Consider the following 23,662-nt stretch of genomic DNA (forward strand, 5'->3'; position numbering starts at 1 on the left):
CCTGCTCCGCGCCGCGCGGTTGTCCCCGGCATGTCCTCGCGCCTGCTCATCGTCCACGGCTACCGCGCCTCGGTCCGCGCCCACTGGTTCCCGTGGCTCGAGCGCGAGGCCGAGGCGCTCGGCGCGGCGGTCACGCGCGTCGTCCTGCCCGACGCGATGGCTCCGGATGCGGCCGCCTGGCGCTCGAGCGTCGCGGAGGCTCTGGGATCCGCCCGCGGACCGGGCCGCCTCGTCGTGGTCGCGCACAGTCTCGGCTGCATCACCGCCCTCCGCGCGATCGCCGCCACCGGCACGCACGTCGACGGCGCCGTGCTGGTGTCGGGATTCGTGGAGCACCTCCCGGCCCTGCCGGCGCTCGACGGCTTCCTCGGCGAGGAGCCGGCCTCCGTGGTCGCCGAGGCGGCCCCGCATCTGGGCGCCGTGCACGTCGTCCGCTCCGACGACGACCCGTTCGTGCCCGCCTCCGCGACGGACTCCCTGGCCTCCGCGCTCGGCGCTCCGGTGGACGTCGTCCCCGGCGGCCGCCACTTCCTCGCGTCCGAGGGCTTCACCGAGCTGCCGGTGGTCGGCCGGCTCGTGCGCACACTCCTCTGACACGCCCCTCCCGCTGGTCGAGCAGCCCCGCGATTCCTGCTGGTCGAGTAGCCCCGCAGGGGCGTATCGAGACCCCCCCCGACTCAGGCCCCGCGGATCTCGATACGCCCGCCAGCGGGCTACTCGATCAGCAGAGCGCGCCCGCACCCGAGCTGCGCCTCCCTGCTGGTCGAGCAGCCGGGGCGTACCGAGACCCGCCACCACCCGGCGCCCGCCCGTCAGAACCGCGCAGCCACCTCGTACAGCACCTCGTCGTCGCCCGCGTAGATCCCCTCGGCGCGCGGCCAGTGCGAGATCACGTCGGTGAAACCGAGCTCCGCGGCGCGGCCGACCATCTCGTCGAACACGTCGACGCTCTCGAGCGAGAAGTGCGGTCCGGAGTCGAGGGACAGGTGCCGCTCGAGCGTCCCCGGATCGCGGCCCGCCGCCTCCAGTGCGTCGTCGAGGCGGCGGCCGAGGACGCCGACCGCGGCCCACCACTCCTCGCCCGAGGACGCCTCCGGCCCCGTCGTGACCCAGCCCTGGGCCCGCTCGGCCACGAGCGCGAGGCCCTTCGGACCGTTCGCCGCGAGCACGAACGGCACCCGCGGCCGCTGCACGGGCTCGCCCACCATGCGCGCCCCGCGCGCCGTGAACCACTCGCCGTCGAGGTCGATGCCGCCCGAGCCGGGCTCCTCGTGCCGGAGCAGCACGTCGAGCCCCGCGACGAACTCGACGTAGCGCTCGTGCCGCTCCCGCGGCGAGTACGGGGGCTGTCCGAGCACCGACGCGTCGAATCCCGTGCCGCCCGAGCCGATCCCGAGGACGAAGCGCCCGCCGGCGATGTCGTCGAGCGTCGCGATCTCCTTCGCGAACGGCACCGGGTGCCGGAAGTTCGGCGACGCGACGAAGGTGCCGAGCCGGATGGTCTCGGTGACGAGCGCCGCCCCGGTGAGGGTCGGCACCGTCGCGTGCCAGACCTGGTCGGCCAGCGAGCGCCACGAGAGGTGGTCGTACGTCCAGGCGTGATCGAAGCCGAGCCCCTCCGCCGACTGCCACTTCCGGCGGGCGGTGGACCAGGACTCCTGCGGGAGGATGACGATGCCGTGGCGCATCCTGCGAGTGTAGATCCGGGCCGAGTCAGCGCTCGAGCGGCGGGACGGGCGTCGCGAGGATGTCGTCCCACTCCTCCGCGCGCTCCCAGCGGAAGCCGTGCCGCTCGTACAGGCGGCGGGCGGGACTGAGCTTCAGCACGTCGATCCGGAACGGCAGCCCCGGGCGGGCCTCCGCCTCCATCATCCGCCGCAGCACCGCGGAGCCGATCCCCCGCCCCTGCACGGCGGTCGCGAGGTAGAAGTGCTCGATCCAGACGGCGTCGTCCTCGAGGCGGAAGGCGATGCAGCCGGAGTCGGTGCCGTCGACCGCGACGACGCAGGTGCGCTCGGGCGCGAAGCCGTCGAGGAACCGGTGCCGCACCCGATGCTCGTCGTACCGGTCGAGGCGCTCCAGATCCGGGCGCATCACGACGGCCCGCAGCTCCGCGATCCACTCCGCGTCACCGGCGACGGCGGGGCGCAGACTCCAGTCAGCGGCCACGGGGCTTCCGCGTGCGCCGCACGACGGCCTTCGCCGGACCGGGACGCGCGGGCTTCTTCTTCCCGCCGCCCGCCTTCTCGGCCTTCTCCCGTGCCTCGCGGGCCTTCGCCTTCGCCGCCTTCGCGCGCGACTCCACCTTCGGCGTCGCCGCCGTGCCCCGCGTCGTGTTGGCGCTGCGGCCGCGCACCACGCCGATGAAGTCCTCGACGTCGTCCGTCTTCTCCTCCGCGACCCAGGCCAGGCGCACGGACGTCGGAGCGACTCCCGTCACCGGCACTGCGCGCACGTCCTTCCGGCTGTGCACGCGGGCGATCGCCTGCGGCACGATCAGCACGCCCACTCCCGCTGCGACCTGCTCGACGGCGTCGTCGAGGCCGGCCATCCGCGGCAGGGGACGTCGCGAGCCGTCGGCGATCTCCACCGCGACGGCCGCCCACTCCTGCACGGCCGACGGCTCCTGCAGCAGGTGCTCGTCGGCGAGATCGGCGACGTCGACCGACTCCGCGTCGGCGAAGGCGTGCTCTCGGCCGAGCACCACGACGGGCTGCTCGTCGTAGAGGTGGATGGCGCTGAGGAGGGAGGCGTCGACGTCCCCGCGGACGAACGCGACCTGCGCGCGGCCGTCGAGCAGCGCGCGCGGCGTCTCGTCCTCGGCGAGCGCCAGCACCCGCAGCGGCAGGTCGGAGCGGCGATCGCCCCAGATGCGCGTCCACTTCGTCGGGGTGACGCCCGGCGCGAGAGCGACCGAGAACACCGGGCCGACGGGCTCGTCCGCATCGGGCAGGTCCGCACCCGGCTCGTCCCCTTCCGACCGTTCGACCGCAGCCTCGTCCAGGCGCTCCGTCCCGACGACGTCGGCGTCCTGCTGCGGGGTGTCCGGCTCGTCGCTCATCCGACCAGGGTAGGCGCTGTGCGCGCGACGGTAGGGTTGCCGCATGGCCAAGGCGACACAGACGATGAAGGCTGCGACCGCGGCGAAGAAGCTCCAGATCTTCCTGCCCGCGACCCCGGAGGAGTTCCAGGAGTCGGCGATCACGCGCGAGCAGTACGACGAGCTCGCCGCGAACCCGCCCGCGTGGCTCGTCGAGCTCCGCGAGAACGGGCCGCACCCCCGCCCCGTCATCGCCTCGCGGCTGAACGTCTCGATCTCGGGCCTCGCCCGCGGCGGCATCACCGACGCGCTCACGACCGACGAGATCCAGGCCCTCCTCGACGAGGTCCCCGAGTGGCTGCGCGTCGAGCAGAACCGCTACGCCGAGGTCCGCCGCGAGCAGGCCCGCCTGAAGTCCGAGCGCGCCGCCAAGGCCGCCGAGTAGCCTCCTCCCCTCTCTCGCATCGGTCGACGTCGACTCCCCTCCGTCTCCTGCGAGCGGCTGTCCGAAGGCCGGCAACGCGATGCGCGGCCGACGCCGGGAACCTCGACCCGCCCGTGTACGGAGGCTCCGACCTGGCGACGTCCGTCGACGACGGCGTCGCTGAGACCCGACCGAGGTCCGCCTCGCCGAGGCCGGGGTGGAGCGGTTCGTCCGGGCCCCGCCGAAGCACCTCCAGTGACGTCCGCCGCGGCGAGGGCCGGGGGTGTCACTTGCTGTCGGCGCGGCCGATCGGGTCGGTGCTGGTGCGGAACGCCTCGCGGGCGGTGGCCCAGCTGGTCGCGTCGACGTTCAGGGCGGAGCGGAGGTAGGCGGTGCTCATCCGCTGGATGACGGCGACCCGTTCCGGGTTCTCGTCGGTGGTCTCGGCGACCTCGTAGCCGACGATCCCGCCGAGGGCGTGCTCGGCGCCGAAGAAGGTCAGGAGGTCGGTGGCGCCGGGGCTGTGGGTGTAGGCGTCGGTGAACCAGTCGGGTCCACGGCTGGACATCTTCGACTGGTCGTGGTCGCCGGCGATCACCAGCGTCGGGGTGGTGAGTTCGCGGAACGAGGGGCGGATGAACGGGAAGTTCGCCTGTGCGAACGGGTGGAGGTCGTCGCCTCCGAGACCGGTGGCGGCGAGGAGGATGCCCGCGGTGATGCGGCTGTCGGACATGTCCTCACCGACCTGACCGTCCTCATCGAGAATCCGTGCGCCGAGGAGCGACTGGGCCGTCTGACCACCCCAGGAGTGCCCGGTGGCGGCGATGCGGCCGCGGTCGAGGCGGCCGGCGAGGCCGGGGACAGCGGCTTCGATGGTGTCGAGCTGATCGAGGATGCGGGTGAGGTCGGCGATCCGCTCGGTCCAGATGGTGGGGAAGACGGGGTGGTCGAACCCGAATCCGTTCCGGCGGGAGTCCAGGTGCGTGGGCTGGATGACGACGAAGCCCCGCGACGCCCAGAAGGCAGTGAGGGGAGCGTAGCCGTCGAGGTTCCACCCGTTGCCGTGGGAGAACACGACGACGGGGAGGTTCGTGCCGGTCGCGGGTGCCGACACGCGGACGTCCAGCGGCACGGGGCGATCCGGGGCGAGCAGTCCGACAGGCGCGACGGACACGACCGGGCTGCCGGCGCCGATGATGTCGTCCAGCGCGGAGACGAGTGCTGAGGGCATGGGAGTTCCTTCCGAGGGAGCCGCACTGCGATACTGGTTATCGGAGCGCTGCTCCGCAACATTACGGAGCACCGCTCCGTAATGCAAGCGAGCGGTCCCACGAACGCGGAGGAATCCATGCCCGACACTCGGAACGACGACCAGAAGGCTGTGCGGTCGGTCGGTCGTCCCCGTCGGAGTCAGCAGGCCCTGCTGGATGCGGCCGCGGCGGTGTTCGTGGAGTCCGGCGTCGACGCCCCGGTACGCGAGATCGCGGCGAGAGCCGGTGTCGGGATGGGCACCGTCTACCGCCACTTCCCGACTCGGCCCGAGCTGGTCGTCGCGGTCTACCGTCACCAGGTCGAGGCGTGCGCGGAGGCCGGGCCGCGGCTCCTCTCGGAGAGCGCGACCCCGGAGGCAGCGCTGCGCGAGTGGATGGCACTGTTCGTGGACTTCCTGGTGACGAAGCACGGTCTCGCCGGGGCGCTCCAGGGCGACGGCGCCGGATCGGATGCTCTGCACGCGTACTTCGTCGACCGCCTCGTGCCCGTCTGCGGGTCTCTCCTCGACGCGGCCCGGGCAGATCGAGGTTCTCCCTCTCGGGAATCGGTTCTGAACGGGTACAGCCTCTTGAAGGGTGTCGGGAACCTCTGCATCGGAGCCGCGGGCGACTCAGACTACGACGCCGATCGACTGGTGCAGGCTCTCGTGTCCGGCGCGCTCGCTCCCAGCCGGCCGCCCGTCGTGGGCGTCCAGTAGCGCACCCCTGGCCGGCAGGCCTTCGGCCCGACTGACGAGGCGCGACCGCACGACGAACCGCAGCGCCCTGCCGCCCGCCTCATCGGTGGAGACCCTCGGTCCAGCCACCCGGAAGCGAAGCCGTGAGCGCGTGCACTCGTGTACCGGAGTGGCATCTCGCGGAGTGTCCCCCTACTGAGTCGAGAACGCCGCATCGAACGACGCCGTCGGCGTCTTCCAGAGCAGCGAGCGGATGAACCCCACGGCCTCCGCCGCTCCGTGCAGACGGTCCATCCCCGCGTCCTCCCACTCGATCGAGATCGGGCCGGAGTAGCCGATCGCCTCGAGCGCGCGGAACGCGTCCTCCCACGGCACGTCGCCGTGTCCGGTCGAGACGAAGTCCCAGCCGCGCCGCGGGTCGCCCCACGGCAGATGGGAGCCGAGCACGCCGGCCCGGCCGTTCTGCGGGCGCATCCGCGTGTCCTTGCAGTCCACGTGGTGGATCCGGTCCTTGAAGTCCCAGAGGAACCCGACCGGGTCGATGTTCTGCCACATCATGTGCGACGGGTCCCAGTTGAACCCGAAGGCCTTCCGGTGGTCGATCGCCTCGAGCGTCCGCACGCTCGACCAGTAGTCGTAGGCGATCTCGGACGGGTGCACCTCGTGCGCGAACACGACGCCCTGGGCGTCGAACTCGTCGAGGATCGGGTTCCAGCGGGTCGCGAAGTCCTCGTAGCCCTCCTCGATCACCGAGGCGGGCACCGGCGGGAACTGCGCGACGTAGGGCCAGATCTTCGACCCGGTGAAGCCGACGACCACGTCGACGCCGAGCTTCCGGGCCACGCGGGCCGAGCGCTTCATGTCCTCGGCCGCCCGCTGCCGGACGCCCTCGGCGTCGCCGTCGCCCCAGGTGTAGTCGCGCACGAGCGCCTTGTGGCGGAAGTCGATCGGGTCGTCGCAGACGGCCTGCCCGGTGAGGTGGTTCGAGATCGCGAAGACCTCGAGCCCGTGGCGGTCCAGGATCTCGAGCCGCGACGCGGCGTACGAGTCGTCCTCGTCGGCGCGCTGGAGGTCGAGGTGATCTCCCGACGCCGCGATCTCGAGGCCGTCGTAGCCCCACTCGGACGCCAGGCGCGCCACCTCCTCGAAGGGCAGGTCCGCCCACTGGCCGGTGAACAGGGTCACCGGGTGCGTGGCGGCGTAGGTCTTCTCGCTCATGGCGCTGTCTCCTTCGACAGGGGTGTCAGAGCGCGCCGGGCACGGTGACCCAGGCGCCGGAGTCGGCCGCGTCGAGCACGGCCTGGGTGATGCGGGCGGCGCGGAGTCCGTCGTCGAACGTCGGCAGACCCTCGACTTCGGCTCCGGCGATCGCCGCGTAGGTGTCGCGGGCGAACGCAGTGAACGCGTCCTGGTAGCCCATCGGATGCCCGCTGGGCACGATCGAGAGGCGGGCCGCATCCGGTGCGAGGATCGCGCCGTCGCGCGGCACGAGCACCGCGCTGTCGCGGCGCCCGACCCAGAGCGTCTCGGGCAGCTCCTGCTCGAAGCGCAGCGACTCCTCGAGCCCCGACACCTCCAGCACGAGCTCGTTGCGGTGCCCGGCCGTGACCTGCGAGACCAGGAGGGTGCCGACGGCGCCGCCCGCCAGACGGACGATCGCTCCGGCCACGTCCTCGGTCTCGACCGCGCGGCCGCCCCGCTCGGCGTGGATCGTGCTCGTGATCGCCGCGAGCGACTCGATCCGCTCGCCCGACACGAATTCGAGCAGGTCGACCAGGTGCGAGCCGATGTCGCCGAAGGCGCGCGAGCGCCCGCCGGCGGCCGGATCCACACGCCAGTCGTCGTCGGACGCGCCCAGCAGCCAGTCCTGCAGGTAGCTGCCGCGCACCGTGACCAGCCGACCGGTCTCGCCCGCGGCGACCCGGGCGCGCGCCTCGCGCACCATCGGGTGGAACCGGTAGGCGAACGGCACGGCGGCGACGATCCCCGCGGCCGACGCGGCGCTCGCGAGCGCCTGGGCCTCCGCCACCGTCGCCGCCAGCGGCTTCTCGCACACCACGTGCTTGCCCGCGTCGATCGCCGCGAGAGCGAGCTCGGCGTGGCTGGCGTTGGGCGTGCAGACGTGGATCACGTCGATGCCGTCGTCCTCGATCAGCGCCCGCGCGTCGGCGTAGGCGCGTTCGAAGCCGAGCTCGCCCGCCGCCCTCTCGCCCTTCTCCGGGCTGGAGGAGGCGACGCCCGCCAGGACCGCGCCGGCGCTGCGGGCCGCGCGGCTGTGCACGGCCGCCATGAACCCGCCGCCGAGCACGCCGACGCGCAGGGCACCGCTCATCAGACCAGGGTCGCTTCGCTCGGGTCCCAGTCCTCGGGGACGGCGGGGCGCGGCGCGACGGTGCTCTCGACGAGCACCTTCTCGCCCGTGTCGGCCGCCTCGAGGAGCGACAGCATCACGTCGGTCACGTGGTACGCGAGATCGCCCGACGCCGCCTCGGGCCGATCGGCCCGGATCGCCCGGGCGAGCTCGAGCACACCGGTGCCGCGCGAGAAGGTCGAGCCCGTGGCCGCGATGACCTCGGGCTCCTTCTCTCCGCGGCGGTACAGGGTGACCTCGCCGTCGTGCATGTTGGGGTCCGGCAGCACGAGCGTGCCCTCGGAGCCGTTGATCTCGACGAAGCCCATCCGCTGCATGCTCGACTCGAAGCTCCAGACGCCCTGCGCCGAGGCACCGGATTCGAAGCGGAGCAGTCCGCCGATGTGGGTCGGGATCGTGACGGGGAACTCCGTGCCCTCGCGCGGTCCGGAGCCGACGACGCGCGTCGCGCGGGCCTGGGAGGAGACCGCGGTGACGCTCTCGACCGGCCCGAGGTTCTGCACGAGGGTGGTGATGTAGTACGGACCCATGTCCAGCAGCGGTCCGCCGCCGGGTGCGAAGAAGAACTCGGGGTTCGGGTGCCAGCCCTCGGGGCCGGGGCCCTGGAAGAGCGTGATCGCCGACAGCGGGGTCCCGATGGCTCCGCTCTCGATGACGCGCTGGGCGGTCTGCAGGCCCGCGCCGAGGAAGGTGTCGGGCGCCGTCGCGACGCGCAGGCCCTTCTCCTTCGCGAGGGCGAGCAGCTCGACACCGCTGTCGCGGTCGAGCGAGAAGGGCTTCTCTGTCCAGACGTGCTTGCCCGCCTCGAGGGCGCGGCGGGCGACCTCGACGTGCGCGGCCGGGATCGTCAGATTCACGACGATCTCGATGCCGGGGTGCGCGAGGAGCTCCTCGACCGTGCCCGATCCGGGCACGCCGAACGCCTCGGCCTGCGCCTGCGCGCGCTCGAGGTCGATGTCGGCCACGAAGAGCACCTCGAGGTCGGGGAAGACCGTGAGGTTGGTCAGGTACTGGGTGCTGATGTTCCCGGCGCCGATGACCCCGACGCCGACGCGTCCCGCGCCGCTCATGCGGAGAGCTCCGAGACGTAGCGGAAGCCGGTGGTGAGGCCCTCGAAGATGTCACCCGCGTAGGCGTCGAACTCGAGCACGGCGAGCGCCTGCGGGGCGGCGGCGAGGATCGACGGGATGTCCATCGCGCCGTCGCCGGCGGGCAGCTGCTGCTGGGTGTCGCTCGAGACGGGTCCGTCCTTGATGTGCAGGAAGCGGACCTTGTCGCCGAGGCGGCCGAGCACCGCGGCGGGGTCGTCGCCGCCGACCGCGGCCCAGTAGGTGTCGAGCTCGAGCAGGATCCGGTCGTCGAGCAGGCTCGCGAGGTGCTCGAAGGCGCTCCGGCCGTCGACGCGGTTCTCGAACTCGAACGCGTGGTTGTGGTACCCGAGGGTGAGGCCGCGCGAGGCGGAGGAGTCGACGAGCGCGTTCAGCTCGTCGGCGATCTTCTCGACATCGTCGGCGGTGGTCCAGCGGGTCGGGTCGACGTGCGGATCGATCACGGTCTGCACGCCGAGCGAGGCCGCGATGTCGAGGATCTCGTCGACGGAGGTGCCCTCCTGCGGTCCGAGGAGGCGCGCGTGGGCGCTCGGGGCGGTCAGGCCGCTGGCGGGCAGCGCCGAGCGGTAGCCCTCGGCGAGGTCGACGAACGAGAAGAGCTCGACCTTCGTGAAGCCGATGCCTGCGAGGCGGTCGAGGGTGGCGGGCAAGTCGGTGGCGAGGGGCTCGCGGACCGAGTACAGCTGGACGGAGAGGTCTGTGGATGTGGCCACCGGGGGTGCTCCTGATCGACGTCGAACGTGGGTGCTCCGAACCCTACGCGGGCTTTTGACCATCAACAAGCAGAACTTCTTGAGGAGGCGGAGAAAGTCGGACGGGCTCGGAGCAGAAGGCCCCGCGCTGTGATTGACTTCGGCCATGCCGTCCCGTCGCCGTTCCGCCACGAGCGCCCCCGGCGAGCTGCTGCTGCTGCTCGCCGACGGCGGCGCCCGCACCCGGGCCGATGTCGTCGCCGAGACCGGCCTCCCCCGCGCGGCGGTCTCGGCACAGCTGGACCTGCTGGCCGCCACCGGCCTCGTCGTCCGTCGCGACGACGCCCCCTCGTCCGGCGGCCGACCCGCGGCGCGGATCGCCTTCGACGCCTCGGCCCGCACCCTCCTCGCCGTCGACCTCGGCGCCGCCCACGCGACGATCGCGGTCACCGACCTCGACGGCACCGTCCTGACCGAGAGACGGGAGGCGATCGCGATCGCCGACGGCCCTCTCGCCGTCCTCGGGCACGCTCTCGAGACCGCCGCCGCCCTGCTCGCGGACCTCCCGGACGCCGGCCCGCTCGCCGGGGTCGGAGTCGGAGTGCCGGGGCCGGTGGAGCACGCCACGGGCCGCCCGGTGAAGCCGCCGATCATGCCCGGCTGGGACCGCTTCGACATCCCCGCCTTCGTGGCGCGGTCGCTCCCGGTGCCGGTGCTCGTCGACAACGACGTCAACCTCCTCGCCCTCGGCGAGCACGCCGATCACTACTCCGGCGTCGACGACCTGCTGTACGTGAAGGTCTCGACCGGCATCGGCGCGGGCATCGTCAGCGGAGGCGCGCTGCAGCGGGGAGCGCTCGGCGCCGCGGGCGACCTCGGCCACGTCCAGGTCCCCGGCGATCACGGCGACGCCGACCTCGAGGCCATCGCGAGCGGCTCCGCCATCGCCCGGCGGCTCGGCGGCGGGGTCGCGAGCACCTCCGACGTCGTGCGGCTGCTGACCCAGGGCGACCCGGCCGCCGTCGAGCTGACCCGCACGGCGGGCCGCGACATCGGCGAGGTGCTCGCCACGTGCGTGAACCTGCTGAACCCCTCCGTCATCGTGATCGGCGGCAGCATCGCGGAGGCGAGCCACGAGGTGCTCGCGGGCGTCCGGGAGGTCGTCTACCGCCGCTCCCTCCCCCTCGCCACCCGCTCCCTCGACATCGTGCAGGCCTCGGGCGACCGCGGCGGCGGCGTCCGCGGAGCGGCCCTCATGGTCCGCCGCCACCTCCTCTCCCCCGCGGTCGTCGACTCCTTCCTCGCCGCCTCCTGACGCTCTCCCGCGCCGGTCGAGCGTCCGCGACTTGCCACTCCGGTCCGCGACGCGCCGCCGGAGACGTACCGGACCGGCATCTCGAGGAGCCTCCGCGATCTCGCGCTCGGCGAACACCGCGGCCCCGCGTGCCGATTCGGCACCTCCTCGGAACGGGCGCAGAATGTATCGGTGCCCGATCTGCAGCTCACGTTCCCCTGGGAGACGCAGCCCGTCTTCCGGGAGGCCGAGCCGCCCCACCTGAAGCGGGTCGTCGCCCACTCCACCGATCGCGTCGCCTGGCTCCGGGCCCGCTCCCGCGGCATCACCGCCACCGACGTCGCGCGCCTCTCCTCCACGGCCGCCATCGACCGCGTCGCCCTCGACAAGCTCTACGGCAGCGGCTTCGGCGGCAACGCGTTCACCGATCACGGCCGGGCCCGCGAGCCCGAGATCGCCGCCTGGGTTCTCCGCGAGCACGAGATCGAGCCCAGCAGCACGCTGTTCCACGCGAGCCAGGAGCGGCGCCACCTCGCCACCCCCGACGGCATCGGCCTGCGCGAGGACGGCCGGCTCGAGCTCTGCGAGATCAAGACGACCACGAAGCCGTGGCGCAGCATCCCGCGCCACTACCTGCGGCAGGTCTTCTGGCAGCAGTACGTCCTGGGCGCCGAGCGCACGCTCGTGGTCTGGGAGCAGCACCGCGACTTCGTGCCGATCGACGCCGAGCCCGAGTTCCGCTGGGTCGACCGCGACGAGGACGAGATCCACGTCCTCGTCCGCCTCGCCGGCATGCTGATGGCCGAGCTGCACGAGAGAACCCGCGCGGGCGCGCGGTGACCGTCCTCCTCCTGCACGGGCTCGGCAGCGACCGCTCGCAGCCGCTCGGCCTGCTCCGACCGACGCTCCCGCCCGGCAGCGAGGTCCTCGCCCCGGACGTCCGCGCGCACGGGGCCTCCGACCTCGTGGGCGCCGGCTCCGACTTCTCGCTCGACGCCCTCGCCGACGAGGTGACCGAGCAGGTGATCCGCGCCGGAGCCGCGCACAAGCCGCTCACGGTCCTCGGCATCTCGATGGGGGCCGCGATCGCCCTGCGCCTCGTCGCGCGCCGCGTGCTGCCGATCGACCGGGCGGTCTTCGTGCGCCCCGCCTTCACCTCCGAGCCGATGCCCGAGAACCTCGCCGTCTTCCCCGTCCTCGCGCAGCTGCTGCACGACCACGGTGCCAAGCGGGGCGAGCGGCTCTTCCGCGCCTCCGGCCTCTTCCAGCGGGCCGTGGAGGAGTCGCCCGCCGGGGCTCAGGGCCTCGTGCAGCAGTTCCGCGCGCCTCGGGCGGCGGAGCGCGCCGTGCGCCTCGCCGAGATTCCCCGCAACGCCGCGTACCGCGACTCCGGCGAGCTGTCGCAGGTCATCGCGCGCACCCTCGTCATCGCCGCCGAGCGCGATCCGGTGCACCCGGTCGCCGTGGCGGAGCAGTGGGCGAGAGGTCTTCCCGACGCGGAGCTCGAGCGGGTGCCGGCGCGCGACGACGGCCAGGAGCGGCAGACCGAGGTGCTGCGGAGTCGCGTCCGCGACTGGCTCGCGCGGCGCTGAGGTCCTCCCGCGCGAGCACCAGGCCCACGGTCGCGAGCCACAGCAGGGCCACGGCGGTCGCGACGAACTCCAGCGTTCCGCCCAGGCGCATCCAGACCCGGAGGAGCGACAGGATCGCGCCCGCTCCCGCGATCACGGCCACCGCCACTCCGGCCACGAGCGAGAGCCGGGCGACGGCCGGGCGCTCCCGTGCCGCCGCGAGCTGGAGCATCGCGACGCACGCCGACGCGAAGCCCAGCACCGCCGCGCTGGTGTGGATGAGGTCCTGCCAGCTGAAGCTCTCCCCCACCGGCAGCGGGCACCCCGCCGTGCAGGTCACCTGCGACGCGAGCGCGAAGCACGCGGCGGCGGCGAGCAGCACGAGGGAGGGCGCGAGCGAGGGCAGCAGCCGGGACCGCACGTGCCGGGCGCCGAGCGCGACGGCCGTGCCGCCGGCCGCGACGAGCAGCAGCGCGATCCGCACCGCGCCCGCCGTCGGCATGTCCGGCGCTCCCATCTCGCTGACGTAGACCCAGCGAGAGAGGCTGAGCCGCGCACCGAGCAGGAGGATCAGACCGACGAGCACGAGGACCGATCCGCCGATCAGCAGGGGGCCTCCGGCACGTCGTCGCAGCATCCCCTCATCGTGCCAGACGCCGCTGCGCCCCGAGCCCGACGCCGCCTCACCTCCCCATCGGGGGACGGAGAGCCAATCTTCTCGGGCGGGTGACACCGCCGTAACAGCCCGGACTCATTACCTCGATTGACTGATCGCGGCGCTCGGAGACGGGGTCGGGGGACGCACGCCAGCGCGTCGCCCACCCCTGGAACCACCACCGGGGCCGGGACACAGGAAGGGCGATGATGCACAGCAGTGCGCTCGGACACGGCCTCACGATCGGCGAGATCCCCGAGGAGGTGGTCCTCCCCGACACCATGACGGCGGCGGTGATCGACGCCCCGGGCGACGCCTCGGCGCTGCACCTCGCGACCGTGCCGACCCCCTCGGCGATCAACGCCGAGTTCCTGGTGAAGGTGGTCGCGGCCGGAGTGAATCCGCTCGACGTGAAGACCAGGGCGGGCCGCGGAGTCGCCTCCCAGATCGCCTCGTACCCCGCGGTGCTCGGCCACGACTTCTCGGGCGTCGTCGTGCAGAGCCCGTACCCCGCGCATCCGCTGCGGCCCGGCGACGAGGTCTACGGGTTCGTGATGGTGCCCCGGTACTCCGGCTCCTACGCCCAGTACGTCAGCGTGCCCAGCGTCTCGGTCACGCGGAAGCCCTCGACGCTGTCGCACGTGGAGGCCGCCGGCGTCCCGCTGGCCGCGCTCACCGCGTGGGGCATGGTGGTCGAGCTGGCCAAGGCGCACGAGGGCCAGCGGATCCTCATCCACGCGGGCTCCGGCGGAGTCGGCCACTTCGCCGTGCAGTTCGCCTCGTACTTCGGCGCCACGGTCACCGCCACCGGGTCCACGCGCAATCTGCAGTGGCTCCGCGAGCTGGGCGCCGACCAGGTGATCGACCACACGGCCGAGCGCTTCGACGAGATGCTCTCGGACATCGACGTCGTGATCGACCTGGTCGGCAACGTGCACGACGACACGGGCTCGCGCTCGCTGCGCGTGCTGCGCCCCGGCGGACTCGTCGTGAACGCGCCGACCGGCAGCTGGCCCGGGTTCTTCGAGGAGGCGGCCGCCGCCGGCGTGCGCGCCTCCACCTTCAAGGTCGCGCCCGACGGAGCGACGCTCGCCGTGGTCTCGCGCCTGCTCGAGTCGGGAGACGTGCGCGTCTTCATCGACGGCGTCTTCCCGCTCGAGAAGGCGGGCGAGGCGCACGAGCAGCTCGAGACCGGCCACACGCGCGGCAAGATCGTGCTCACCGTCTGCGAGGGCTGACCTCGGTCCTCCGCGGGATGCCACTCCGGTGCGCCTTCCCGTGCGCGTCCCGTCGCGGAGCGGTCCCTCGCGACGGGGATCAGGGCAGCGGGCGCTCCAGGACGAAGTCGTCCTCGTAGCGGTCGCCGACCAGGAAGCGCTTCTCGCCCACCACCGCGAACCCGTGCCGGATGTAGAACCGGCGCGCCCGCTCGTTCTCCTGGTTCACCCCGAGCCAGACGCCCGCCGCGCCGGTCGATCGCGCATCGTCCAGCGACGCCGCCATCAGCGCCGAGGCGATCCCGCTGCCGTGACCACCGGGCAGCACGTAGCACTTGCTCAGCTCGACGCTCGGGCGCCGGCTGATCGCGGCAGCCGCGTCTTCGTCGGCCGGCTCGCCCCGCACCAGCATCGTGTAGCCGACCAGCGCCCCGGAGGCGTCCTCGGCCGCGAACAGGGACCGGTGCGGGTCGACGAGGTACGCGGCGAACCGCTCCTCGGACAGCACCGTGCGGATGAACTCGGCCTTCGCCTCGTCGCTCGTGTGCGGCGGGCAGGCGAGCGGGAACGTGAGAGCGGCGACCTCGGCCAGCGCCGGCGCGTCCGCGGGCACCGCTCGGCGGACCGCGGTCGGGGCGTCGTCGGAGGGTCGCTGCTGATCCTGGAGCACGACGACCAGTCTGCCCCGCCGCGCGGCCGGCTCCGACCCCGGGAACGACGAAGGAGGGGGCCCGCTCGCGCGGACCCCCTCCTGTCGGTGCTGCCTCGGGGCAGCGGCGTCCTAGGACAGGACGTTGACGTCCAGCGGGATGCCGGGGCCGAAGGTCGTCGAGACGGCGGCCTTCTGGATGTAGCGGCCCTTGGAGGAGGAGGGCTTGAGACGGTTGATCTCGTCGAGAGCCGTCTTGAAGTTCTCCTGGAGCTGCTCCTCGGTGAACGCGGCCTTGCCGACGACGAGGTGCACATTGGCGTGCTTGTCGACGCGGAACTCGATCTTTCCGCCCTTGATCTCGGTCACGGCCTTCGCCACGTCCGGGGTCACGGTGCCGGTCTTCGGGTTGGGCATGAGGCCGCGGGGGCCGAGCACCTTTCCGAGACGACCGACCTGGCCCATGAGCTCCGGCGTCGAGACGGCGGAGTCGAACGAGGTGTACCCGCCCGCGACCTTCTCGATGAGCTCGGCGCCGCCGACCTCGTCGGCACCCGCGGCGATCGCGGCCTCGGCGGCCGGTCCCGTCGCGAAGACGATGACGCGGGCGGTCTTGCCCGTGCCGTGGGGGAGGATGACCGTGCCGCGGACCATCTGGTCCGCCTTGCGCGGGTCGACGCCCAGCTTCAGCGCGACCTCGACGGTGCTGTTGAACTTGGCCGAGCCGGTCTCGCGAGCGAGGGCGACGGCCTCATCGGCCGTGTAGTACTTGCCCTCTTCGAGCTTGGCTGCGGCGGCCCGGTAGGCCTTCGACTTCTGTGCCATGTTGTTTCTCCTTGAAACGAGAATGTGGTTCTAGAGCCTGGCGGGCTCTCCCACGGAATGTTGAGTTCTTAAGTGACGCGACGTGACGAGTCGCAGAGCGGTGTGGCTGCTCCCGGAGGCCAGGAGGAGGTGTCGTGCGACCCATTGAGGGTCGCTGTCACTTCTCGCAGTCTCCCGAGGACGACGGTCCACTGGACCGTCGGGCTGCCGCCGTCCGCGCAGCACGGGAATCACCCCGTGCAAGCGCTGGAATGGGATCAGCCCTCGACGGTGATTCCCATGCTGCGCGCAGTGCCGGCGATGATCTTCGCGGCCGCGTCGATGTCGTTGGCGTTCAGGTCGACCTGCTTCGCCTCGGCGATCTCGCGGACCTGCGCCTGGGTGAGCTTCGCGACCTTCACGGTGTGCGGGGTCGAGGAGCCCTTGGCGACGCCGGCGGCCTTCTTGATGAGCTCCGCCGCGGGCGGGGTCTTCAGGATGAAGGTGAAGGAGCGGTCCTCGTAGACGGTGATCTCGACGGGGATGACGTTGCCGCGCTGCGACTCGGTCTGCGCGTTGTACGCCTTGCAGAACTCCATGATGTTGACGCCGTGCTGACCGAGCGCCGGACCGATCGGGGGCGCGGGGTTCGCCGCGCCGGCCTTGATCTGGAGCTTGATCAGGCCGGTGACCTTCTTCTTGGGGGCCATTCTGATTCCTTTTCTCAGGGTTCGAGTGGTCGGGGGTTCCCGGCCGCTCTCCCGCGCACCCGACGGAGTCGGATCGCGGTGGAGGAGGGTCGGACGGCGCGCACGCGGACGGGCGCCGACACGAAAACCCGTACGAGCTTACACGGGTATCGCCACTCCCGACAGGGCGGATCCGCACCCGCCGCTGCCGTCTGCGGGCACCCGCACCGTCTGCAGGCCCCGCACCATCTGCGGGCACCCGCCCCATCTGCGGGCACCGGCACGATCTGCAGGGGAATCGGGCCGGGTCGTCCCCAGCGATGCGGAGGAAAGCGCTCCTCCAGTCGGATCCCCTGCAGATCGCACCGACGCGGCGCCGACGAGCGCGTCCCGGAACGACGGACGCCCCCTCCGCCGGAGCGGAGAGGGCGTCGTCGCGACGTCAGGACGTCAGAGCTTGGTGACCTGGTCGAACGAGAGCTCGACCGGGGTCTCGCGCTCGAACAGCGACACGAGCACCGTGAGCTTGCCGCTCTCGGGCTTGATCTCGCTGATGGAGCCGGGGAGACCCGCGAACGAGCCCTCCTTGATGGTGATCGTCTCGCCGATCTCGAAGTCGACCTCGGCGGGCAGCACGCGCTGGGCCTGCTTCTGGCCCTTCGCACCGGGCGCCTTCGAGGGGGCGACGTCCTTGATCTCGACGAGGCTCTTCAGCATCGTGAAGGCCTCCTCGAAGCGCAGCGGAGTCGGGTTGTGGGCGTTGCCCACGAAGCCGGTCACGCCGGGGGTGTGGCGGACGACCGACCACGAGTCCTCGTTGAGGTCCATGCGCACCAGCACGTAGCCGGGGATGCGCACGCGGGTGACCATCTTGCGCTGGCCGTTCTTGATCTCGACCACGTCCTCCATCGGGACCTGGACCTCGAAGATGTAGTCCTCGGCCTCGAGCGAGACCTTGCGGTTCTCGATGTTGGACTTCACGCGCTTCTCGAAGCCGGCGTAGGAGTGGATGACGTACCACTTGCCCGGCTTGCCGCGGAGCTCCGTGCGGAAGGCCTCGTAGGGGTCGATGTCGGCGAGGTCCTCGCCCTCGGCCTCCGCGTCCTCCGCGGCGACCTCGGCCTCGTCCTCGACGGCCTCGAGGGCCGCTTCGGCCTCCTCGACGGTGTCGATGTGAGCGGCCTCGTCGACGGCCGCGTCGGCCTCCGGGTCGTCGACCGAGCCGATGGCGTCGAGCGCGGCCTCGAGGTCGGACGCCAGGTCCTCCTCGGACTCGTTCTCGTCGATGACGCTCAGGGCGCCCTCCTCGGCGGGCTCGCTGGAGTCCTCGGCCTGCGTGAGGGTGCCGCCCTCCTGCGCCTCCTCGACCTCCGACGACTGCTCGGCAGCCGTCGACCAGTCGACGTCGTCGCGGTTTCTGTCAGACACTCGTCACAACTCTCTCTCGATCGATGCGGTCGGCGCCGCGAGGGCGCGTACCGCTGTGGCCGGCATCCTCCGCCCAAGCGGTGTCGGATGCCACCGGGTCAGGCGGCTGGTGTGCCGAAGACGTAGGTCACGGCCAGCGCGAACACCCAGTCGAGGAACGAGACCAGCGCCATCATGATGACGACGAAGATCAGGACCACCACGACGTAGTTGCCGAGCTCTTTCCTGGTCGGCGTCACGACCTTCTTCAGCTCGGCGATGACCTGCCGGATGAAGAGGGCGATCCGCGCGAACGGATTGCGCCGCGCCGCACGCTGCTGATTCGCGATCGCGACGACGTCCTCGCTCGGCTCGTCGACTGCTTTCCCGGCCACCTGCACGCACCTTTCCCGCACCGGAACCTCCGGTGTGGCCGGCCGCCCTGCGGGCGACCCTGGACCGATGACCGCTGCATCGCGGGGACCGCGAGCGACGGGCATCGATGTGCAGGGCGGACAGGGCTCGAACCTGCAACCTGCGGTTTTGGAGACCGCTGCTCTACCAATTGAGCCACCGCCCTATGGATGCCGTTGCGAGCATCCGAGGAGGAGGCGAACCCCGCTGCACCCTCCTCCGACCCTGTCGGGCGCGGTGAAGACTGGCAGAGTTCGACTACCTCGGACGAGTGTACGTGGACCCGAGAGGAGTGTCCAGCCGGGCCGCGCCGCCCGGATGCGCCCCCTCGCGCGCAGAGGATACGCTTTCGCTCGTGTCTGCTCCCACGCGCGTCTCCGCCCGAATCTCCGCCATCGCCGAGTCCGCGACCCTCAAGGTCGACGCCAAGGCGAAGGCCCTCCAGGCGCAGGGACGCCCCGTCATCTCCTACGCGGCGGGCGAGCCCGACTTCCTCACCCCGGAGCACATCGTCGAGGCCGCGTCCGCCGCGGTGCTCGACCCGAAGAACTACCGCTACACCCCCGCGGCGGGACTCCCCGACCTCCGCGCGGCGATCGCCGAGAAGACCGCGCGAGACTCCGGATGGGCGGTCGAGCCCTCGCAGGTCGTCGTCACCAACGGCGGCAAGCAGGCCGTCTACCAGGCCTTCCAGACCCTCCTCGACGACGGCGACGAGGTCCTCGTGCCGACCCCCTACTGGACCACCTACCCCGAGGCGATCAAGCTCGCGGGCGGCGTGCAGGTCGACGTCTTCGCGGGCGCCGACCAGGGCTACCTCGTCACCGTCGAGCAGCTCGAGGCGGCCCGCACCGAGCGCTCCAAGGTGCTGCTCTTCGTCTCCCCCTCCAACCCCACCGGAGCCGTCTACTCCGCCGAGCAGACCCGTGCGATCGGCGAGTGGGCCCAGGAGCACGGCCTCTGGGTGATCGCCGACGAGATCTACCAGAACCTGGTCTACGCGGTCGACGGGCAGGACGACGCCGGCCCCCTCGAGCGCGCCACCTCGATCGTGGAGGCCGTTCCGGAGCTGCGCGACCGCACGATCCTCGTCAACGGAGTCGCCAAGACCTACGCGATGACCGGCTGGCGGGTCGGATGGATGGTCGGCCCGGCCGACGCCATCGCCGGCGCCTCGAACCTGCAGTCGCACCTCTCGAGCAACGTCTCCAACATCTCGCAGCGGGCCGCGATCGCCGCGCTCACCGGACCGCAGGAGCCGGCCGAGGAGATGCGCCTCGCCTTCGACCGCCGCCGCCGCACCATCGTGGCCGAGCTGAACGCGATCGACGGAGTCGAGTGCCCCACCCCCGGTGGCGCGTTCTACGTGTACCCGGACGTCCGCGGGCTGCTGAACCGCGAGTGGGACGGCGTCACGCCGACCACCTCGCTCGAGCTCGCCGACCTGATTCTCGAGAAGGCAGAGGTCGCAACCGTCCCCGGCGAGGCCTTCGGCCCCAGCGGCTACCTGCGCCTCTCCTACGCCCTCGGCGACGACGCGCTGCTCGAGGGCGTGCAGCGGCTGCAGAAGCTGTTTGGCTGAGTTTTCCGCCTCTCTCCTCCTCCGTCGTCGATCGGCCGCGGTCGGCTCGACGAGGCGGGGCGTTCCGCAGAGCGTCCTGCGTCCGCCTACGGCGATCCGCTGACACGCGGATCACCGGTTCGGCGGTGCCGATTCGGCGGTGCCGGGCCGCCTCTCTCCTCCTCCGTCGTCGATCGGCCGCGGTCGGCCGGCTGAGCGGTCGCGTTCCGCAGAGCGTTCTGCGTCCGCCTACGGCGATCCGCTGACACGCGGATCACCGGTTCGGCGGTGCCGATTCGCCTCTCTCCTCCTGCGTCGTCGATCGGCCGCGGTCGACTCGACGAGGCGGGGCGTTCCGCAGAGCGTCCTGCGTCCGCCTACGGCGATCCGCTGACACGCGGATCACCGGTTCGGCGGTGCCGATTCGCCTCTCTCCTCCTCCGTCGTCGATCGGCCGCGGTCGGCCGGCTGAGCGATCGCGTTCCGCAGAGCGTCCTGCGTCCGCCTACGGCGATCCGCTGACACGCGGATCACCGGTTCGGCTTCGCGACGCTGCGCTCGCCTGTGCCTGTCGTGGAGAACGTCAGGCGGGAAGGGGGCTCGGCCGCGATGGTGGCCGAGTGGTGCGCTCGGCTGAGGGTGCGCTCGGGGAGGGGACCGCGGCGGGCGAGGACGAGCGGTCGCGGAAGTGCTCTGCTCGGGATGCACATCCTCCGCAAGGAGCAAGGGGCGACCGCTCACAGGCCGTAGGGGCCCTCGACAGCTGAGGATGCGCGGCGGCGACTGCGCGAAGAGCGGGGTCAGCGCAAGTGGTGCGCCGAAGCGGTGCCGGCGCTGTCGCTCGGGCGCGCGACAGGGCACGCTGGTGCGATGACCCCCGACGCCGCAGTCCGTGTCCGCGATCTGCGCAAGGACTACGGCGGTGCGCCCGCCCTGACCGGGATCTCGTTCGACATCCACCGCGGCGAGACCTTCGCCCTGCTGGGACCCAACGGCGCCGGCAAGTCGACGACGATCGAGATCCTCGAGGGCTATCGCGACCGCTCCGGCGGCGAGGCCTCGGTGCTCGGGGTGGATCCCCGCCACGGCGACCTCGCCTGGAAGTCGCGCCTGGGCATCGTGCTGCAGTCCAGCGGCGAATCCGGCAACGCGACGGTGCGCGAGCAGATCGCGCACTTCGCGAGCCTCTACCCCCGTCCGCGCGACGTCGACGAGACGATCGAGGCCGTCGGGCTCACCGCCAAGGCGCGCTCGCGCATCGGCAAGCTCTCGGGCGGCCAGCGCCGTCGCGTCGATGTCGCCCTCGGCATCATCGGACGCCCCGAGCTGGTGTTCCTGGATGAGCCGACGACCGGCTTCGATCCGGAGGCGCGGCACTCGTTCTGGGATCTCGTCGCGCTGCTGAAGAGCGAGGGCACCACGATCCTCCTGACCACGCACTACCTCGACGAGGCGGCCCGCCTCGGCGATCGCGCCGCCGTCATCGCCGGCGGGCGCCTGCTGGCCATCGGCCCGGTCGGCGAGATCGGCGGCGACGAGGCGCGCGTCCCGATCGTGCAGTGGGAGGAGTCGGGGGTCGCGCACCGCGTGCGCACGACCGAGCCGGCGCGCTTCGTCGCCGAGCTCTGCGCCCGGCTGGGCGAGCCCCCGGCGCTCGAGGTGCTGCGGCCCAGTCTCGAGGACATCTACCTCGACCTCATCCGGGACGACCGGGCCGGCGACGGCGGCATCGCCCTCGACGTGATCGGAGAGACGGTATGAGCACCGCGGTCCAGGCCCCTCCCCGCACTCGGCTGCGGACCGGTCCCGGCCGCACCCTGCGACTGGGCGCCGCGCGCGCCCGCTACGAGGTTCGCTCGTACTTCCGCGCCCCCGACCAGGTCTTCTTCACCTTCCTCTTCCCCGTGCTGCTGCTCACGATCTTCTCGGTCGCGTTCGGCGAGAACGCGGTCATGCAGGCCGATCCGCAGGACCCGGGCATCACGATGGCCGAGTACTACGTCCCGGGGCTGGCCGCCGCGGGCATCCTGCTCTCGGGCGTGCAGAACCTCGGGGTCGACATCGCGGTCGAGCGCAGCGACGGAACCCTCAAGCGCCTCGCCGGCGCCCCGCTGCCGGTGCTGAGCTACTTCCTCGGCAAGTTCGGCCAGGTGCTCGTCACGAGCCTCGCTCAGACGGCGCTGCTCCTGGTCGTCGCCGCCACGGTCTTCTCGGTCCAGCTGCCGACCGACAGCGGGCGCTGGGCCACGTTCGCCTGGGTCTACCTCGCCGGAGTCGCCACCTCGGCGATCCTGGGCATCGCGGTCTCGGCGCTCCCCCGCTCGGGCAAGAGCGCCACCGCGGTCATCGTGCCGCCGCTGCTCGTCCTGCAGTTCGTCTCGGGCTCGTACCTCTCGTTCACCACGCTCCCCGACTGGCTGCAGAACATCGCGAGCGTGTTCCCGCTCAAGTGGATCGCTCAGGGCATGCGCGCCGTGTTCCTGCCGTCGGACTTCGAGAAGCTCGAGGTGGACGGCGCCTGGGATCTGGGCGGCGTCGCGATCGTCCTCGGCGTCTGGCTCGTGCTGGGCCTGATCGCGAGCCGGCTCACCTTCCGCTGGATCCGGCGCGACGCCTGATCCGGCGCGACATCCGATCCGACGCGACGCAGGATCCGGCCCGATCCGGCGACCCCTGTCGCTGCGACAGCGTGTCAGACGCTGGTGCCGACCACCACGGGCTCGGGGTGCAGCAGGACGCCGAACTCGGCGAGGACGCGGCCCTGCACGTAGCGGGCGAGCTCCGCGATCTCCTCGGCACGCGCGCCGCCGCGGTTCGTCAGGGCGAGCGTGTGCTTGCTCGAGACGGCGGCACGCGACCCCGGCAGGGCGAAGCCCCGGGTGATCCCCGAGTTCTCGATCAGCCAGGCGGCGCTGAGCTTCACGAGGGCGTCAGGCGCGGCGGGCGCCGGCAGTCCGATCGGCGCGCCCGCGGCGACGGCGTCCAGAGGGGTGACGACATCGGCCTCGGCGGACGGCTCGACGGGCCAGCGCGGCGCCGTCGGGGGCAGACCGGAGGCGGCGGAACGGGTCACGATGGGGTTGGTGAAGAAGGACCCCGCGCTGGCGGTGTCCGGATCGTCGGCGTCGAGGACCATGCCCTTCGAGGAGCGCAGTCGCAGCACGGTCTCGCGCACCCGGTCCAGCGGGACCCGGTCGCCGAGCTCGACTCCGAGGGCCGACGCGAGCTGAGCGTAGGCGATCGGCGCGCCGACCCCGTCGGTCTCCTCGAGGGCGAACTCGACGGCGAGCACCGCTCCGCGGCGCCCCTGCTTGAGGACGGAGGTGCGGTATCCGAGCTCGAGCTCCGCGGCCGTGAGGCGCACCGGCTCCCGCGCGCCCTCGTCGAGGAAGTCGACCGCCACCAGGGTGTCCGACAGTTCCTGGCCGTAGGCGCCGATGTTCTGCACCGGGGACGCGCCGACCGTGCCGGGGATGCCGCTGAGGGCCTCGAGCCCGGTCCAGCCGCGCTCGACGGTGAGCGCCACGAGGCCGTCCCACGACTCGCCCGCCTGCACCCGCAGGTGCACCGCGCCGGGGCGGTCGGAGTCGAGCCGTTCCACTCCCGCCGTCCGCACCCGGACCACGGCGCCCTCGACGCCGTCGTCGCCCACGAGCAGGTTCGAGCCGCCGCCGACGAGCAGCCAGGGCTCGTCGGCGGCCCAGAGCTCCTGCAGCACCGAGACGAGCTCGGCCGTGGTGGCGGGCTCGTAGTAGCGCTCGGGTGCACCGCCGACGCGGAGGGTCGTCAGCTCGGAGAGGGAGGGCGCGGGCATCGG

At 72.2% G+C, this 23,662-nt stretch carries 24 protein-coding genes, 1 tRNA gene and 1 pseudogene; 10 read left to right on the plus strand and 16 right to left on the minus strand.

What is annotated here, in order from left to right; all coding sequences use genetic code 11:
- The first annotated feature begins 30 nt into the window (after nucleotides 1–30).
- The gene (locus IOC53_RS08075; protein ID WP_207404476.1) at nucleotides 31–594 is read left to right on the plus strand and encodes an alpha/beta hydrolase; all 564 of its coding nucleotides are present in this window, start codon (nucleotides 31–33) and stop codon (nucleotides 592–594) included.
- Nucleotides 595–812: 218 nt separating this feature from the next.
- Here the strand turns inward: IOC53_RS08075 and IOC53_RS08080 are convergent, their stop codons facing one another.
- From IOC53_RS08080 to IOC53_RS08090, 3 genes are read right to left on the minus strand one after another with little or no spacing between them, the layout of a single operon-like run.
- On the minus strand, nucleotides 813–1,688 hold the full coding sequence (locus IOC53_RS08080; protein ID WP_207404479.1) for an LLM class flavin-dependent oxidoreductase: 876 nt from the start codon (nucleotides 1,686–1,688) through the stop codon (nucleotides 813–815).
- 25 nt (nucleotides 1,689–1,713) lie between these two features.
- Entirely contained in the window at nucleotides 1,714–2,169 is a 456-nt protein-coding gene (locus tag IOC53_RS08085; RefSeq protein ID WP_307786110.1) for a GNAT family N-acetyltransferase, read from the minus strand.
- On the minus strand, nucleotides 2,159–3,061 hold the full coding sequence (locus tag IOC53_RS08090) for a LysR family transcriptional regulator substrate-binding protein (protein WP_207404483.1): 903 nt from the start codon (nucleotides 3,059–3,061) through the stop codon (nucleotides 2,159–2,161). Before IOC53_RS08090 ends, IOC53_RS08085 begins: the two co-directional genes overlap by 11 nt.
- 43 nt (nucleotides 3,062–3,104) lie before the next feature.
- Between IOC53_RS08090 and IOC53_RS08095 the strand changes: the two genes are divergently transcribed.
- Nucleotides 3,105–3,485, plus strand: a complete 381-nt coding sequence (locus tag IOC53_RS08095; protein WP_242683089.1) for a DUF5997 family protein — start codon at nucleotides 3,105–3,107, stop codon at nucleotides 3,483–3,485.
- Between the two features lie 265 nt (nucleotides 3,486–3,750).
- On the opposite strand, the gene IOC53_RS08100 is transcribed toward IOC53_RS08095, so the two are convergent.
- Entirely contained in the window at nucleotides 3,751–4,695 is a 945-nt protein-coding gene (locus tag IOC53_RS08100) for an alpha/beta fold hydrolase (protein ID WP_207404486.1), read from the minus strand.
- 117 nt (nucleotides 4,696–4,812) lie between these two features.
- On the opposite strand from IOC53_RS08100, the gene IOC53_RS08105 reads away from it, so the two are divergent.
- Nucleotides 4,813–5,433, plus strand: a complete 621-nt coding sequence (locus IOC53_RS08105) for a TetR/AcrR family transcriptional regulator (RefSeq protein WP_207404490.1) — start codon at nucleotides 4,813–4,815, stop codon at nucleotides 5,431–5,433.
- 171 nt (nucleotides 5,434–5,604) lie between these two features.
- On the opposite strand, the gene IOC53_RS08110 is transcribed toward IOC53_RS08105, so the two are convergent.
- Genes IOC53_RS08110 through IOC53_RS08125 form a run of 4 tightly spaced genes read right to left on the minus strand, consistent with a single transcriptional unit; the run spans nucleotide 5,605 to nucleotide 9,605 of the window.
- Nucleotides 5,605–6,630 (minus strand): sugar phosphate isomerase/epimerase, encoded by a 1,026-nt coding sequence (locus IOC53_RS08110; protein WP_207404494.1) that lies wholly within the window; start codon nucleotides 6,628–6,630, stop codon nucleotides 5,605–5,607.
- A gap of 25 nt (nucleotides 6,631–6,655) precedes the next feature.
- A complete protein-coding gene (locus IOC53_RS08115; protein WP_207404497.1) occupies nucleotides 6,656–7,744 on the minus strand; it encodes a Gfo/Idh/MocA family protein in 1,089 nt (362 codons plus the stop codon).
- Entirely contained in the window at nucleotides 7,744–8,853 is a 1,110-nt protein-coding gene (locus IOC53_RS08120; protein WP_207404501.1) for a Gfo/Idh/MocA family protein, read from the minus strand. Before IOC53_RS08120 ends, IOC53_RS08115 begins: the two co-directional genes overlap by 1 nt.
- Nucleotides 8,850–9,605 carry a sugar phosphate isomerase/epimerase gene (locus tag IOC53_RS08125; protein WP_307786111.1) on the minus strand — a complete coding sequence of 252 codons (756 nt, stop codon included), beginning with the start codon at nucleotides 9,603–9,605 and terminating at the stop codon, nucleotides 8,850–8,852. Before IOC53_RS08125 ends, IOC53_RS08120 begins: the two co-directional genes overlap by 4 nt.
- A gap of 145 nt (nucleotides 9,606–9,750) precedes the next feature.
- Between IOC53_RS08125 and IOC53_RS08130 the strand changes: the two genes are divergently transcribed.
- The 3 genes from IOC53_RS08130 (at nucleotide 9,751) to IOC53_RS18890 (ending at nucleotide 12,470) form a co-directional block, all read left to right on the plus strand.
- Nucleotides 9,751–10,899, plus strand: a complete 1,149-nt coding sequence (locus tag IOC53_RS08130; RefSeq protein WP_207404505.1) for an ROK family transcriptional regulator — start codon at nucleotides 9,751–9,753, stop codon at nucleotides 10,897–10,899.
- A gap of 171 nt (nucleotides 10,900–11,070) precedes the next feature.
- Nucleotides 11,071–11,718 (plus strand): YqaJ viral recombinase family protein, encoded by a 648-nt coding sequence (locus IOC53_RS08135; RefSeq protein ID WP_207404509.1) that lies wholly within the window; start codon nucleotides 11,071–11,073, stop codon nucleotides 11,716–11,718.
- A complete protein-coding gene (locus IOC53_RS18890) occupies nucleotides 11,715–12,470 on the plus strand; it encodes an alpha/beta fold hydrolase (RefSeq protein ID WP_307786112.1) in 756 nt (251 codons plus the stop codon). The genes IOC53_RS08135 and IOC53_RS18890 overlap by 4 nt, the downstream gene beginning before the upstream one ends.
- A 31-nt stretch (nucleotides 12,471–12,501) precedes the next feature.
- Here IOC53_RS18890 and IOC53_RS18895 read toward each other — a convergent pair.
- A pseudogene (locus IOC53_RS18895) lies at nucleotides 12,502–13,086 on the minus strand (DUF998 domain-containing protein); the annotation flags it as partial.
- 227 nt (nucleotides 13,087–13,313) lie between these two features.
- On the opposite strand from IOC53_RS18895, the gene IOC53_RS08145 reads away from it, so the two are divergent.
- On the plus strand, nucleotides 13,314–14,342 hold the full coding sequence (locus tag IOC53_RS08145; protein ID WP_374070506.1) for an NADP-dependent oxidoreductase: 1,029 nt from the start codon (nucleotides 13,314–13,316) through the stop codon (nucleotides 14,340–14,342).
- A 79-nt stretch (nucleotides 14,343–14,421) separates the two neighbouring features.
- Here IOC53_RS08145 and IOC53_RS08150 read toward each other — a convergent pair whose 3' ends face one another.
- The 6 genes from IOC53_RS08150 to IOC53_RS08175 all read right to left on the minus strand — a co-directional run bounded on the left by IOC53_RS08150 (nucleotide 14,422) and on the right by IOC53_RS08175 (nucleotide 18,450).
- The gene (locus IOC53_RS08150; RefSeq protein WP_207404516.1) at nucleotides 14,422–14,991 is read right to left on the minus strand and encodes a GNAT family N-acetyltransferase; all 570 of its coding nucleotides are present in this window, start codon (nucleotides 14,989–14,991) and stop codon (nucleotides 14,422–14,424) included.
- 111 nt (nucleotides 14,992–15,102) lie between these two features.
- Entirely contained in the window at nucleotides 15,103–15,795 is a 693-nt protein-coding gene (gene rplA, locus IOC53_RS08155; protein ID WP_207404520.1) for a 50S ribosomal protein L1, read from the minus strand.
- A 257-nt stretch (nucleotides 15,796–16,052) separates the two neighbouring features.
- The gene (gene rplK, locus IOC53_RS08160; RefSeq protein WP_055790620.1) at nucleotides 16,053–16,484 is read right to left on the minus strand and encodes a 50S ribosomal protein L11; all 432 of its coding nucleotides are present in this window, start codon (nucleotides 16,482–16,484) and stop codon (nucleotides 16,053–16,055) included.
- Nucleotides 16,485–16,913: 429 nt separating this feature from the next.
- Entirely contained in the window at nucleotides 16,914–17,891 is a 978-nt protein-coding gene (nusG, locus tag IOC53_RS08165) for a transcription termination/antitermination protein NusG (RefSeq protein WP_207404531.1), read from the minus strand.
- A 98-nt stretch (nucleotides 17,892–17,989) separates the two neighbouring features.
- Nucleotides 17,990–18,265, minus strand: coding sequence for a preprotein translocase subunit SecE (gene secE, locus IOC53_RS08170; protein WP_068208793.1), 276 nt, complete (start codon nucleotides 18,263–18,265; stop codon nucleotides 17,990–17,992).
- A 112-nt stretch (nucleotides 18,266–18,377) separates the two neighbouring features.
- Nucleotides 18,378–18,450, minus strand: a tRNA-Trp gene (locus IOC53_RS08175).
- 189 nt (nucleotides 18,451–18,639) lie between these two features.
- Here IOC53_RS08175 and IOC53_RS08180 point away from each other — a divergent pair.
- The 3 genes from IOC53_RS08180 to IOC53_RS08190 all read left to right on the plus strand — a co-directional run bounded on the left by IOC53_RS08180 (nucleotide 18,640) and on the right by IOC53_RS08190 (nucleotide 22,463).
- Entirely contained in the window at nucleotides 18,640–19,866 is a 1,227-nt protein-coding gene (locus IOC53_RS08180; protein ID WP_207404535.1) for a pyridoxal phosphate-dependent aminotransferase, read from the plus strand.
- Between the two features lie 849 nt (nucleotides 19,867–20,715).
- Nucleotides 20,716–21,606 (plus strand): ABC transporter ATP-binding protein, encoded by an 891-nt coding sequence (locus IOC53_RS08185; protein WP_207404539.1) that lies wholly within the window; start codon nucleotides 20,716–20,718, stop codon nucleotides 21,604–21,606.
- Nucleotides 21,603–22,463, plus strand: a complete 861-nt coding sequence (locus IOC53_RS08190) for an ABC transporter permease (protein ID WP_207404543.1) — start codon at nucleotides 21,603–21,605, stop codon at nucleotides 22,461–22,463. The genes IOC53_RS08185 and IOC53_RS08190 overlap by 4 nt, the downstream gene beginning before the upstream one ends.
- A 74-nt stretch (nucleotides 22,464–22,537) precedes the next feature.
- Here the strand turns inward: IOC53_RS08190 and IOC53_RS08195 are convergent, their stop codons facing one another.
- Nucleotides 22,538–23,659 carry a UDP-N-acetylmuramate dehydrogenase gene (locus tag IOC53_RS08195; protein ID WP_207404547.1) on the minus strand — a complete coding sequence of 374 codons (1,122 nt, stop codon included), beginning with the start codon at nucleotides 23,657–23,659 and terminating at the stop codon, nucleotides 22,538–22,540.
- Between the last annotated feature and the right edge of the window lie 3 nt (nucleotides 23,660–23,662).

The sequence above is a fragment of the Rathayibacter sp. SD072 genome, assembly GCF_017355185.1.
In the GTDB taxonomy this organism is placed as follows: Bacteria; Actinomycetota; Actinomycetes; order Actinomycetales; family Microbacteriaceae; genus Rathayibacter.

Coding starts and splice junctions, on each gene's coding strand:
- IOC53_RS08075 (WP_207404476.1), top strand. CDS start 31: ATGTCCTCGCGCCTGCTCATCGTCCACGGCTACCGCGCCTCGGTCCGC.
- IOC53_RS08095 (WP_242683089.1), top strand. CDS start 3,105: ATGGCCAAGGCGACACAGACGATGAAGGCTGCGACCGCGGCGAAGAAG.
- IOC53_RS08115 (WP_207404497.1), bottom strand. CDS start 7,744: ATGAGCGGTGCCCTGCGCGTCGGCGTGCTCGGCGGCGGGTTCATGGCG.
- IOC53_RS08130 (WP_207404505.1), top strand. CDS start 9,751: ATGCCGTCCCGTCGCCGTTCCGCCACGAGCGCCCCCGGCGAGCTGCTG.
- IOC53_RS08110 (WP_207404494.1), bottom strand. CDS start 6,630: ATGAGCGAGAAGACCTACGCCGCCACGCACCCGGTGACCCTGTTCACC.
- IOC53_RS08195 (WP_207404547.1), bottom strand. CDS start 23,659: ATGCCCGCGCCCTCCCTCTCCGAGCTGACGACCCTCCGCGTCGGCGGT.
- IOC53_RS08105 (WP_207404490.1), top strand. CDS start 4,813: ATGCCCGACACTCGGAACGACGACCAGAAGGCTGTGCGGTCGGTCGGT.
- IOC53_RS08120 (WP_207404501.1), bottom strand. CDS start 8,853: ATGAGCGGCGCGGGACGCGTCGGCGTCGGGGTCATCGGCGCCGGGAAC.
- IOC53_RS08190 (WP_207404543.1), top strand. CDS start 21,603: ATGAGCACCGCGGTCCAGGCCCCTCCCCGCACTCGGCTGCGGACCGGT.
- IOC53_RS08145 (WP_374070506.1), top strand. CDS start 13,314: ATGCACAGCAGTGCGCTCGGACACGGCCTCACGATCGGCGAGATCCCC.
- rplA (WP_207404520.1), bottom strand. CDS start 15,795: ATGGCACAGAAGTCGAAGGCCTACCGGGCCGCCGCAGCCAAGCTCGAA.
- IOC53_RS08080 (WP_207404479.1), bottom strand. CDS start 1,688: ATGCGCCACGGCATCGTCATCCTCCCGCAGGAGTCCTGGTCCACCGCC.
- IOC53_RS08090 (WP_207404483.1), bottom strand. CDS start 3,061: ATGAGCGACGAGCCGGACACCCCGCAGCAGGACGCCGACGTCGTCGGG.
- IOC53_RS08100 (WP_207404486.1), bottom strand. CDS start 4,695: ATGCCCTCAGCACTCGTCTCCGCGCTGGACGACATCATCGGCGCCGGC.
- IOC53_RS08185 (WP_207404539.1), top strand. CDS start 20,716: ATGACCCCCGACGCCGCAGTCCGTGTCCGCGATCTGCGCAAGGACTAC.
- rplK (WP_055790620.1), bottom strand. CDS start 16,484: ATGGCCCCCAAGAAGAAGGTCACCGGCCTGATCAAGCTCCAGATCAAG.